Source organism: Polynucleobacter sp. MWH-Aus1W21 (assembly GCF_018687275.1).
In the GTDB taxonomy this organism is placed as follows: Bacteria; Pseudomonadota; Gammaproteobacteria; order Burkholderiales; family Burkholderiaceae; genus Polynucleobacter.
Genome location: NZ_CP061287.1, coordinates 1,818,790 through 1,831,919 on the forward strand (window position 1 = coordinate 1,818,790; position 13,130 = coordinate 1,831,919).

7 protein-coding genes are annotated in these 13,130 nt (G+C 45.9%); 5 read left to right on the top strand and 2 right to left on the bottom strand.

All coding sequences use genetic code 11. The features are described 5' to 3' along the window. Positions 1–29: 29 nt before the first annotated feature. Positions 30–1,040: a heat-inducible transcriptional repressor HrcA gene (gene hrcA / locus ICW03_RS09460; RefSeq protein ID WP_215347645.1), complete on the bottom strand. Its 1,011-nt coding sequence runs from the start codon at positions 1,038–1,040 to the stop codon at positions 30–32. 37 nt (positions 1,041–1,077) lie between these two features. Between hrcA and ICW03_RS09465 the strand changes: the two genes are divergently transcribed. Together ICW03_RS09465 and recN are read left to right on the top strand one after the other, a co-directional pair. Next, entirely contained in the window at positions 1,078–1,983 is a 906-nt protein-coding gene (locus tag ICW03_RS09465) for an NAD kinase (RefSeq protein WP_215347647.1), read from the top strand. 26 nt (positions 1,984–2,009) lie between these two features. Further along, on the top strand, positions 2,010–3,680 hold the full coding sequence (gene recN, locus ICW03_RS09470) for a DNA repair protein RecN (protein WP_215347649.1): 1,671 nt from the start codon (positions 2,010–2,012) through the stop codon (positions 3,678–3,680). Between the two features lie 27 nt (positions 3,681–3,707). Here recN and glnE read toward each other — a convergent pair whose 3' ends face one another. Beyond that, positions 3,708–6,521 (bottom strand): bifunctional [glutamate--ammonia ligase]-adenylyl-L-tyrosine phosphorylase/[glutamate--ammonia-ligase] adenylyltransferase, encoded by a 2,814-nt coding sequence (glnE, locus tag ICW03_RS09475; protein WP_215347651.1) that lies wholly within the window; start codon positions 6,519–6,521, stop codon positions 3,708–3,710. Between the two features lie 77 nt (positions 6,522–6,598). Between glnE and ICW03_RS09480 the strand changes: the two genes are divergently transcribed. The 3 genes from ICW03_RS09480 to tldD are packed head-to-tail and all read left to right on the top strand — an operon-like array spanning position 6,599 to position 13,104. After that, the gene (locus tag ICW03_RS09480; RefSeq protein WP_251374386.1) at positions 6,599–10,753 is read left to right on the top strand and encodes a YhdP family protein; all 4,155 of its coding nucleotides are present in this window, start codon (positions 6,599–6,601) and stop codon (positions 10,751–10,753) included. Positions 10,754–10,759: 6 nt separating this feature from the next. Continuing rightward, a complete protein-coding gene (locus ICW03_RS09485) occupies positions 10,760–11,593 on the top strand; it encodes a carbon-nitrogen hydrolase family protein (protein ID WP_215347653.1) in 834 nt (277 codons plus the stop codon). A gap of 20 nt (positions 11,594–11,613) precedes the next feature. After that, positions 11,614–13,104 carry a metalloprotease TldD gene (tldD, locus tag ICW03_RS09490; protein ID WP_251374387.1) on the top strand — a complete coding sequence of 497 codons (1,491 nt, stop codon included), beginning with the start codon at positions 11,614–11,616 and terminating at the stop codon, positions 13,102–13,104. Positions 13,105–13,130 lie beyond the last annotated feature (26 nt).

The window sequence follows — 13,130 nt, forward strand, 5'->3', positions numbered from 1 at the left end:
CTAGTTGTTAAATGTGTATAGATTAGTAATTAAGAGCTCAGCGCGCCGGACAATAATTTTGAAGTGATATCGACAATTGGGATCACTCGGTCATAAGCCATGCGAGTTGGCCCAATGACGCCAAGCGTACCCACTATTTGCCCATCAACGCTATATGGGGCGCTGATCACGGCGAGATCTTCATAGGGCAATAAATCACTCTCACCACCAATGAAGATCTGAATGCCATCAGCATGGCTCGATATATCAAGCAATTGCATTAGCACTGATTTTTGCTCCAACATATCAAACATTTTGCGCAACTTATCTAAGTTAGAACTCAAATCGCCAACATTCAGCAAGCGACGTTCACCAGATAAAACCATGTCGCCACGGCCCATGTCGTAATCAGCAACGCCGCTTTGCAAAGCCAAAGCCATCAACCCAGAAATATCTGTACGTAAATTGTCTAAGTCAGATTTCAGATGTAGGCGCACTTGATCAAAACTTTTACCAGCAAAATGGGTGTTAATAAAGTTGCCTGCCTCAATGAGTTGACTTGGCGTGTAATCTTGAGTCGTCGGTAATATGCGGTTTTGCACATCTCCTTCTGGGGTCACCATAATTAATAAGATCTTGCCTTCGCCTAAGCGCAAAAACTCAATGTGCTTAAAAACCTGGGCACGCTTCGGTGTCATCACCACCCCAGCGAAATGAGTCAAGTTCGACAAAATCTGTGCAGCAGAGGTCAAAACGCGTTGCGGGGAGTCCGGCAAAAGGCCTTTTTCCACTTCTCGGGCTGCCACCTCCTCCAAGGGGCGCACTGTCACCATGGTGTCAACGAACAAGCGATAGCCTCGTGGCGTAGGGATGCGGCCAGCAGAGGTATGGGGACTAGTCACTAAACCCATATCCTCGAGGTCCGCCATGACATTGCGGATGGTGGCTGCCGAAAGGTCTAAACCCGAGTATCTAGACAGAGTGCGGGAGCCAATCGGCTGACCCTCCTCGATATAGCGCTCGATGAGGGTTTTAAGTAGGGCGCGGGAACGTTCATCCATGGTGGAAGGGATTTTATGCCTATGGTTTAATCGTTATATGTTAAGCCCATCCCCAAATTCCACCAAGAAGGCATTTAGCCGGGTTGCGCTTGTCGGCAAATTCCATGCTGACGGCATTGATGAGCACCTGAAAGACCTAGCTAAGTTGGTCAAGAGCCTAGGTTGCGAGGTGTTTTTAGAGGCGGCTACAGCCCAACATTTGGGTTTAAAAGAATTTCCCACCAAAACCGCAGAAGCCTTTGCTGGAGCAATTGATTTGGTCGTAGTTCTTGGAGGTGATGGCACGATGCTAGGAATTGGTCGTCAGCTCGCGGGAAGCAATGTGCCGCTAGTTGGTATCAATATGGGGCGTCTGGGCTATATGACCGATATTCCTATTCAGTCGGTACAGGATACCCTTCCAAAAATTATTGCTGGTGAATACGAAGCGGATACTCGTACATTGCTTGATGCCGTTGTTTTGCGCAACGGTAAAGAAATTAATCGCGCATTAGCGCTAAACGATGTGGTCGTAAATCGTTCTGGAATTTCTGGGATGGTCGAGTTAGCGGTTCACGTAAATGGTTCATTCATGTACAACCAACGATCCGATGGTTTGATCGTATCAACCCCAACTGGCTCAACAGCTTATGCGCTCTCAGCCGGCGGACCCATTTTGCATCCACGTGTTGCCGGCATCTTACTGGCACCAATTGCGCCTCACTCACTTTCGAATCGTCCAATCGTGTTACCAGAAGATTCTGTCACCATTATTGAAGTAGTTGATGGACGCGAAGTCATTGTCAACTTCGATATGCAATCACAAACTGATTTGCAAACAGGTGACAAGATTGAGGTTCGTCAGTCTGACAAAACAATTACCCTGCTGCACCCGCGCAGTCATAGCGACTACAAAACTTTGCGCGAGAAGCTGCACTGGAATGAGTACCCATCGACATTCTGATGTCGAGTTTTTTGCTACGCTAATACATGCTTCAAACCATCTCACTTCGTGACTTTGTCATTGTTGACCAATTAGAGTTAGATCTCACTAGCGGGTTTACCGTACTGACAGGTGAGACTGGCGCTGGTAAATCCATCCTCCTAGATGCCCTTAGCCTAGCTTTGGGGGAACGCGCTGATAGCAGTCAAATTCGTGAAGGCCGTAACCGAGCAGAAATCTCCGCCCTCTTTCGCATTGAGTCAGATCAGTCTAAAGATTTAAGTAAATGGCTTGATGAGCAAGGATTTCCTCTGGAGGATGACGGCCAAAGCTTGGTACTCAAAAGAACGGTGGAGGCCAATGGTCGCAGCCGTGCGTTTATTAATGGCAGCGTTGCCACCTTAACGCAATTACGTGAAGCAGGCAATCAATTAGTAGATATTCATGGTCAACATGCGCACCAACTATTGCTAAAGGGAGGTGCTCAACGAGAACTCCTTGATAGTCATGCTGGATTACTGCCGCTAACCAGTGAAGTAGCAACAACATTCAAAACACTTGCAGATTCACGTCGTCGCCTTGAACAAGCAGAAAACGCTGGTCAAGATGTGGAGCGTGAACGCGAGCGCCTTCAGTGGCAATTGGATGAACTCACCGAGCTTTCTCCACAAGAAGGGGAATGGGCAACCATTCAAAGTGAACATGCTCGTTTAGCCAATGGCGCAAAGCTGATTGGCGGCTGCCAAGAGGCGATCGACATTTTGAGTGACGCAGACAATTCACTGGAATCCACTCTATCTAAAGTATGTGGAAACATCAGTGCACTCGCTGAGCATGACCCTAGCCTTAGCGACATCAGCCAATCATTAGATTCGGCCAGCATTCAGCTGGATGAAGCGATTCATGGACTCAATCGCTACTTACAAAAAATAGATTTAGACCCAGCTCGTCTTGCGCAAGTTGAAGAACGCATGCAAGCATTGCATAGTACTGCTCGTAAATACCGCACTGAAACTGATGATCTGCCAAAGCTTCTGCTCGAGACAGCAGAGCGACTGGATGCATTAACAGCCTCACAAAATATTGAAGCGCTTCGCGAGCAGGTTAAGCAAGAAGAGACGACCTACTTAAAACTCGCAAAACAACTCACACAAAAACGTAGCAAGGCTGCAAAAGAGCTGGGTGATCTTGTGACTAGCGCAATGCAAGATTTATCTATGGCGGGCGGTCGCCTGGAGATTGCTCTGATGCCACTAAACGAAGGTGGATCGCACGGCTTGGAGCAAATTGAATTCTTAGTGGCTGGTCACGCAGGCAGCACGCCTCGCTCGCTGGCAAAAGTGGCTTCTGGTGGTGAATTAGCGCGCATCAGCTTAGCTATCAGCGTCATTACCAGTAAAGCCTCATTCACGCCGACTCTCATATTTGACGAGGTCGATGCCGGTATTGGTGGAGCAGTTGCTGAAACCGTCGGCAAGCTATTGCATCAATTAGGTCAGTCCCATCAGATCTTATGCGTAACCCATTTACCTCAGGTAGCTGCTCAAGGCAATCATCACTTCAAAATTAGCAAATCGCAAAGTGGTGAGAAGACTGTTTCGCAAGTGCAAGTCCTTGGCAGAGCGGAGCGAGTCGAAGAAGTGGCCAGAATGCTTGGCGGTGCCACCATTACTGATACCACTCGTCGTCATGCTCGTGAGTTATTAGAGCAAAACTAAAGCAGCTGGATCAATCAATAATGTTCTCTAGTTCAAATTAGAGGGCGCTTTAAATATTTCCAACCAAAGTGCTTGCACTGCATTTCTGGCTGCAATGAACTCAAGCTCTTGATCTAGATCGACACGCGTTTTTTCGGCCCCATCTAAACGCAATCGATGCTGGCGCGCCCTCAACGAGCGATAAGCATCGGCAACGGATTGCGCAGCTTCAGGGGAAATCAAACCCATCTCTCCAGCAATCTGCAATAAGGCAATGTTGCCAAGATTGCCAATCAATTTTGGATGCTGATGAGCATAGGCAAGCACCAAGAATTGAACTATGAATTCAATATCCACCATGCCGCCAGCGTCGTGCTTTAAATCAAATTCTGGATTAGCGTTAGGGTGGCCGGCATGGACTTTACGACGCATCTCTAAGATTTCAGAGCGGAGTTGCTCAATGTTTCTTTGTTGGCTTAACACTTCAGAACGAACCGAATCAAAGAATGAGCCCACCAGCAAATTACCCGCTGAGAAGCGTGCGCGCGTGAGAGCCTGATGCTCCCAAACCCAAGCAGCATTGTCACCCTCACGAAGCTGATACTTCCTAAAAGCCTCCGCATTGGTCACCAAGAATCCAGCCGATCCATTAGGACGCAAGCGTGTATCAATTTCAAATAGACTGCCAGTAGAAGTAAACGCTGTAAGCCAGTTAATCATTCTCTTTGCTAACAGAGCATAAATTTCTTGGGCAGCGTAATCAGCCTCATCTGCCTGATATAAAAAGATAATGTCTAAATCAGATGCGTAGCCCAACTCTTTACCACCCAACTTGCCATAAGAAATAACAGCAAAAGGTGGATTTGTATCAGCAGGTAACTCAAACTTCTTAACGACACTTGGCCAAACTCGCTCAAAGGTGGTTTGTAGAATCAAATCCGCCAGCGCTGACAAATGGTCGCTTACCTGCTCGACCGGTAATGCTTGTTGAACGCCAATTCCGAGGTCAGTTAATAGTGTAATGAACGTTTCATTGTGATGAGTCACTCGCAAAATATCCATAGCCTGTTCAGAGCTATCAGCATCAGACATCACATCATCAAGCTGCATATTAAGATTGGATCGAACCTCACTCCAGCACTTTGAAGGATCCTCGATTAATGCTCGCTCTGCTTGAGAATTTAACAAGTAATCCAACAAATGAGGATGGCGCGTTAAATATTGCGCACCCCATTGAGATGCCTTGAGCAAAGCCAATACATTCGATAGCGCCCTAGGGTACTCAGCCAAAATGGATAGATAAGCACTACGCCTAGCAATTGCCTCAAGTAAATCAAAGAAACGCAACAACGTTTGGTCAGCATGGGCTGAAGTGGAGCCATCATTTTGTAGACTTTCTGCGGCTTTGCACATTAAGTTGTCAAAAATTAAACGGCTTTTTTCAGGTAATAACTTTTGCTTTGGGCTGTCTACCCAAGCCTGCCAGCGCGCAAAAGAGCCAGGGAAGAATGCTTGATCAGGAACCCAACCAATAGCTAAGGGTGCTATTTCAAGGCGCACACCATCATCCAACAAGAAGGCTTTTTCGAATAAATGCGCAACATGATTTTGGTGTTGCTCTAACTCGACCATGAAATCATCCACCTTGGCATCTTTGCCTTGCATCGAAATAGCCAAGCGCTCACGCGCACCTTCATCCTCTGGCAGGTAGTGTGTTTGCTGATCGTCCCAAACCTGTATGCGGTGCTCTAAACGCCTTAAGAAAATATATGCGGCTTGTAGTGACTCCACGTCATGAGCAGGCAGGATATTGCAATGCTTGATAAGCTCCAACACCTCCAAGCTGGTGCGCACTCTGAAGCGAGGGTCCGTGCCACCCCTCATCAACTGGAACATTTGCGCTAAAAATTCAATTTCTCGAATGCCGCCGCGACCTAACTTAATGTCACGCGAACGTCCTTGATGACCAGAAGATCTTTTTTCCGCCTCGGCCTGTATTTGCGCATGCAGATCGCGAATGGATGCAATCACACCGTAATCTAAATGCCTGCGATATACAAAGGGGCGAATCAGTTGATCTAATTCTTTTTGACAATGGGCGAAGTCTGGGGATTCTGGTAGCGGCGCAATCAATCTACCTTTAATCCAGGCGTAGCGCTCCCACTCTCTGCCCTGTACTAAGAGGTACTCCTCCAGCATCTCCAAACTACACACCAAAGGTCCTGAATCGCCATTAGGACGAAGGCGCATATCTACACGGAATACAAAACCATTGGCATCGTGCTCAGCAAGTAACTTGATTAGGCGCTTACCCATTCGAGTAAACCACTCATGATTAGACAAACTCTTAGGGCCACCAGTAGTCTCACCCTCATGCTCATACAAAAATATGAGATCGATGTCTGAAGAGAGATTTAACTCAAGACCACCCAATTTACCCATACCAACAACCATGAGAGGCATTTCAGATTGAGACGTATTACTCCAAGGAAGCCCAAAACGATTTTTGAGATCCTCCCGAATAAATGCAATCGAAGCTGAAACTGCTAATTCGGCAAAATGACTAAGTGCATGGGTAACCTCATCCAAGCCAGCTAAACCATTTAAATCCCGAAATGCGACCCATAACATTAAGCGCTGTCTTGCCAAGCGCAAATTGGCCATCCATTCAGCCTCATCCTGATCGGTCAATGCAGGGATCCCTTGGCACTCGTCCAGTAAATTCTTGATACCTTGTAAATCAACCTTTTTTTGCCCCTGAATGCCAAGCCACTGAACCCACTCAGGGTGAGCACTGAGCCAACGTCGAGCATAAGTCGAATGTTGCTCCAAAAAATTGATTTGCCGGGAAAATTCATCCATCCCCCATCTTAATCCGACCTTGAAAACCCCTGCCATAAGCTTGGCGATCAAGCTAAGGCTGACGGATAATAGAGGTCATGCTGCAAAACATTATTCCGCCCCGCCTTAAGAGCGCTCTTGCTAAACGTCCTCAAGGTTCGAGTCGAGCTTGGCGTAAGCGTGCCCTGATTTTGGCTGGCGTAATTTTGGCCACTTTTGTACTCGTGCATGTTGGAGTCCGTTTTGTTATTTGGCCGCAAATTGAAAAATCTAAGGTCTCCGTTGAAAAACTCATCAGCGCGAGAATTGGCGCCGAAGTATCGATGGACTCACTACATGTTTCATGGACTGGCATTAGGCCTGATTTTGAAATCGAAGGCTTGCGCTTCAACAGCCCAGAAAAAACAACTCCTCTTTTATTTATACAAAAGATCAATGGTCAGTTAAGTTGGACATCCTTTTATCATCTCGCGCCGTTTTTTCAAGAGCTCAACTTTGAAGGCGCTGAAATTTATGCCCAACGCAACAGCAAAGGCACTGTTAGCATTGCCGGCATCTCTATTGATGGCAAGCCTAATGATTACTCCGCAGAGAATTGGCTCTTTGCGCAGAACGAAATTCGAGTAAACGATGTCAAATTATTTTGGGAAGATCAACTCAAAAAGAGGCCAACCACTTCAATAGAAATACAAAGTCTTAACCTTAGCAACGGTATCCGCAGCCATAAAGGCTCAATCAGTGCGACAACTCCTTGGACTAAAGGCCCAATTCTGCTAGATATTGATTTGGTCCATCACATCGCTGGACAAGCAGGTAATTGGCGTGATTGGATTGGAACTATCTCCTGGAATTTAAACACCCTTCAGCTCGGTCAGATTGCGAAAGAATTCTCCATCCCACTAAATACCTTAGAGGGAGCACTCAGCTCAAAGGGGAAATTAAAAATTGATAACGGTAAACCTGATGGCGGAGATATTTATCTTGCAGCCGATGATTTAACGATTCAGCGCTCTAAGAATGAAGATGCAATTGTCTTTGGCAGATTGGAAACAAATCTTGCTCAGGAAACTGATGGTGGAATGATTTCCATCACTACTAAGACGTTTGCTTGGCGCGATATTGAAAGCCCCAAATCAAGCCCTTTAGAGAATTTAAGTCCAATGACTTTCCGCTGGAGACCGCCGGCAGGGGATGGAGAAATTAAAGAGTTTGGTTTTTCATCTCCCAAGATTTTGGTGGAAGATATTGCTCTATTTGCCCTCAATCTTCCTCTCTCCAAAAAAGTGCAGCAATGGATTAAAGCATCCAAAGCCGATGGAGAACTGCAAGATTTGGATATTATCTGGTCTGAGAGCAAGTCTCCTTTATCGGCACTGAATATTCCCGGTGGCTGGTTTAACTCAAGCAAACTAGGCTTTAATGTGAGCGCAAAACTGATTGATGTTAGTTTTATCGGCATCAATCAATCCATGCCTTCGGTATCGAACCTATCAGGATTTCTGTCTACTGACCAAAATAAAGGAAGTTTCACTATCCAATCCAACAATTTGGGGGTAGAGATAAATGATTTATTAGTTGAACCAAAAATAAAACTAGATAAAGCGAATGGTCAAATTTCTTGGTCAAAACAAAAAGGTAGCTGGGTTATTAATGCAAAACAGTTAGCACTAAGTAACCCCGATGTTTCGACCACACTCAATCTGAACTACATCATTGGCGAAGCTAAAAAGTCAGACTTCATGACATTGGATATGGACTTTGCACAAGCTAATCTGCAAACCGCTTATCGATATTTGCCAGTCGGCATTGGCAGCGAAGTCAAGACCTACTTAAGAAAAGCATTTGATGCAGGAGTAATTAATAAAGGAAGTCTCCATATTAAGGGCGACCCTAATAAGATACCTTTCCCAAAAGCAAGCGACGGAGAGTTCACCCTTAACCTACCAATCATTGGCGCAACCTTTAGCCCGGTACCCACCTCATCACCCGCACAAGGTGTATGGCCTGCCGTTAATAAGGTGAATGGCGTTCTTAATATGCAGAACGCTAACTTTACGGTAGATATTGATCAAGCAAGCTACAAGCAAGTTGCCCTAAGCAAATTCCATGCAGAGATTCCTAATGTCAGTGCGAAGCAATTAATCCTGACGGTGAATGGTGAAGCTCAGGGTGATGCTCCACAACTCCTAGACTATTTATTTACTTCGCCTATCGGCAAGAAACAGGCTGAGCTTGAGAAAAATCTAAAGGTAGCGGGACCTATTAATTTAAGCCTTGGTCTAAAAATCCCACTAACTGGCAATGATGATACCAACACTGATATTCAACTGAGCCTCCCTGGCAATAGACTTCAGTGGGCCGACCTACCTCCTTTTGAAAATCTCAAAGGTAAAGTTCGCATTACTGAAGTCAATCCCGAGTTTGAAGACATTACAGCTGAGTTTCTTGGTGGCTCCATTAAAATTTCGAGCACAACACCTAACCAAAACAGCCAAAGCTACAGCATCGCAGGAAATATTTCTGCAAACTTTATCAAGGATTACTTTGCAAACGATGTTGCAGTACAAGCATCCCCTATTTTGCACTCCCTTAGTGGCGTGGCTAGGTATGACGGTGTTATTAATTTCAACAAGGGTAATAGCGAAACTAGCCTAAAAATCGACATGCGTGACTGGGGTAGCACTGCACCCGCACCCCTAAAAAAACAGGCTGGCACTTTGTTGCTTGGTCAGTTAAACCTTAAAACCTTTGCTAAAACAAAAAGTAATTCCAGTCGCCTCACTTGGGATGGAAAGATTGGAGATGCCTACTTTATTCAGGGCGAAATTGCCGGCGATGACCTTCTTCGTCAAGCCGTAGGCATTGGCGCACCCGCTACCCTCCCTCAACAGGGCCTTGCGCTAAATATTGTTAGCAATGAGTTGAACGCGGATGCCTGGCAAGAATTTTTGAGCAATCAAAACAGAAAAAAATCTGGGGTAAGTTCTAACTCAAACACTGCGAGCAATATCCAAGTTTCAGCACAAGTAAAACAATTAACTTTGTTTGATCGTATCTGGCAGGATATTAATTTGGCTGCAAGCAATAAAGGTACTGCCTGGCAACTGCGCCTGAGAGGATCCCCTCAAGTTGCTGGCAACATCCAATATCAACCAGCCACAACATCTGATGGTAGCGACTTAATTAGCGGACGACTGGTGCGCTTAAAGATTCCCAAAGAGGTTATTAGCGCAGAAATTCCTACGAATCAAAACCAAAAAACCCTATCGACCAAAAATACGATTGGTCCAGGATCGATACCCAGTCTTGACTTAGCCATTGATGATTTTGATTGGAACAAAGCTCAGCTTGGTCAGGTAAAAATTAAAACTAAGACCACTGGAAATACTCTAGAAATAGAATCTGTTCAGTTTAGCAACCCGCAAGGAAACTCGACCACAACAGGTCGTTGGGTTGGCGCTACGCAAAATACCCCCGCACACACTAACTTAAATATTGATTTGGATATTAAGGATGCGGGCCAGATTATTGGTCACTGGACCAATCAAAAGTCAGTAGAGGGCGGCCAAGGCAAGCTGACAATTAATACAGAATGGGACGGATCTCCATTTAACCCTCAATATGAGACCCTGGCAGGCAAAGCAAATTTAAATTTGGAAAAAGGTCGCCTCTTAGAAGTCAACTCTAGCGGCGCAAAACTACTAGACGTTCTGAGTTTGCAAAGTTTGTTTAGATTTGCCACTTTAGACCTAAAAGGCAGCTTAGGGAATATTGTGACCAAAGGAACTCCATTCAATACTATTGATGCCTCATTCGATATGAAAGCTGGTGTAGCTCAAACTAAGCAGTTCACAATGGGTTTAGATCAGGCACGCGTTGCTATGACTGGGCAAATTAATATCCCCAAGCAAATGCAAGATTTACGCGTCACCATTTTTCCAGCAATAGATGCCACTGCAGGCTCTTTAGCTGCATTTGCCATCAACCCAATCGTAGGGCTTGGCGCCCTTGTTGGGCAGTACCTCATCACCAGCCAAATCAATCGCAACCTACAATCTGATTATTTGGTGCAAGGGTCTTGGGATAGTCCGGAAGTAATTCCACTTGATCAAAAAGGTCAGCCAATTGATTCAAAAACTTTGGACACGATTCGTAGCAAGGATTTGCTTAAAGAGCAAAGCAAACCAGAGAACCTCGGTGGACCACAATCCAACCCAAACAATTCAAGTGCTCCCAATAAAACTGCAAACTAGTTTGTTATGAGTACACCTGCAAATCCTTCGTGCCTCAAGGTCGCTTCGATTCAGATGGTTTCCACCCCTAGTGTGCAAGAGAATCTTTCGACAGCAAGCAGACTAATCGCAGCAGCAGCAGCGGATGGCGCGCAATTAGCCGTTCTACCTGAATACTTTTGCTTAATGGGCCTTAAGGACAGCGATAAAGTCTCCGCTCGAGAAAGCATTGGTAGCGGCCCCATTCAAGAGCAACTCTCACAGATTGCCAAACAAAACAAACTGCACTTGGTTGCCGGCACCATTCCGCTTGAGGCAAGAGATCCAAATAAAGTACTCAATACAACTCTTGTATTTGATCCCGCAGGCCAACAAATCACTCGCTACGACAAAATTCATTTATTTGGCTTTCAAACGGCAACTGAGCGCTATCAAGAATCGGAAACGATTGAGGCTGGAAATGAGCCAGGAGTCTTAAAAATTTCAGTTGATGGCAATGATTGGACTTTTGGTTTAAGTATTTGTTACGACCTGCGCTTTCCCGAGCTCTATCGCGCTCTAGGTCCAGTGGATTGTCATATCATCCCGGCCGCATTCACATACACCACCGGAAAAGACCATTGGGAAATTCTGTTACGCGCCCGAGCCATTGAGAACCAAAGTTATGTACTAGCCTCCGCCCAAGGTGGCAAACATCAAAACCAACGTCGCACTTGGGGCAATAGCATGTTGATTGATCCTTGGGGCGAGATATTGGCCAATCTCCCTGAAGGGGAAGGCTTTATTTCTGGGGTGTTGTGCAAAGATAAATTAAACGAGGTACGCTCTAAGTTACCCGCACTTGCACATCGCAAGCTTTAAAGAAAGATCTGCCCAATCACATGAATGCACCAGAAGCACTATTTCCTGCAAATTGGACTAAAGCCAAAAAGCAAGCAGACCTTATTAAATTAGCCAAATCTATTCTGCTTGAGCCAACAGGATTATCAGAACAAGATTTGCATTACACCTTTGGCCATCTTTTTACCCATCGTCTTGATGATGCGGACCTTTATTTTCAGCATACTCGTAGCGAAAGCTGGAGTCTTGAGGAGGGTATCGTTAAATCTGGCAGCTTCAATATTGATCAAGGTGTTGGAGTGCGCGCTATCTATGGCGATAAGACTGCCTTTGCCTATTCAGATGAAATTAATTTAGAAGCTTTAAGTAAGGCAGCAAAAGCAACTCGAGTGATCGGCCCCACCGGCGGCAAAAAAGCAGTTGCAAGTAAATTATTTAATCCTGTATCCAATAAGCTGTATTCAGACATTAACCCTTTGGACTCACTGCAACCTAAAGAAAAAATTGCGCTACTAGAAAGCATTGAACGACGCGCCAAAGCGCGTGATCCCCGCATCATACAGGTGATGGCAAGTCTTGCTGGAGAGTTTGATGTAGTTTTAGTGGTTAGGGCGGATGGATTATTAGCGGCGGATGTTCGCCCATTGGTGCGTGTTTCCGTTCATGTCATCGCAGAACAAAATGGTCGCCGAGAATCTGGATCTTCCGGTGGCGGTGCACGCCATGACTACCTCTATTTCGATCAAGAACTTATCAATCAATATGTTGATGAAGCAGTTGATGGGGCTTTAGTGAACCTAGAATCACGTCCTGCCCCAGCAGGCCCCATGACTGTGGTGATGGGGCCAGGATGGCCTGGCGTTCTTTTACACGAAGCGGTTGGTCATGGTCTTGAGGGTGACTTTAATCGCAAGGGATCCTCTGCATTTGCCGGTCGGATTGGGCAACGTGTTGCTGCTAAAGGCGTCACAGTAGTGGATGATGGCACCCTATCCGGACGTAGAGGATCTTTAAATATTGACGATGAAGGTACGCCTACGCAATGCACCACGTTAATTGAGGATGGTATTTTGAAGGGCTACATTCAGGACAGTCTGAATGCCCGCTTAATGAATATGCCACTCACCGGCAATGGTCGCCGTGAAAGCTTTGCCTCACTTCCGATGCCACGCATGACCAATACCTACATGCTGGCTGGTAAAGACGATCCCCAAGAAATTGTGGCCAGTATTAAACGAGGTTTGTATGCGGTCAATTTTGGTGGTGGCCAAGTGGATATCACCAGCGGTAAATTTGTTTTCTCGGCCTCAGAAGCCTACTGGGTTGAAAACGGCAAAATCCAATATCCCGTTAAAGGTGCCACGATTATTGGCAGCGGGCCAGAGTCGCTAAAACAGGTCTCGATGATCGGAAATGACCTTAAACTCGACGGCGGTGTCGGGGTTTGTGGCAAGGAAGGTCAGAGCGTTCCGGTCGGAGTTGGGCAACCCACCCTCCGGATTGATAGCCTGACCGTGGGCGGAACTGCCTGATATTGGCAAATTACGGCTTAAAATAG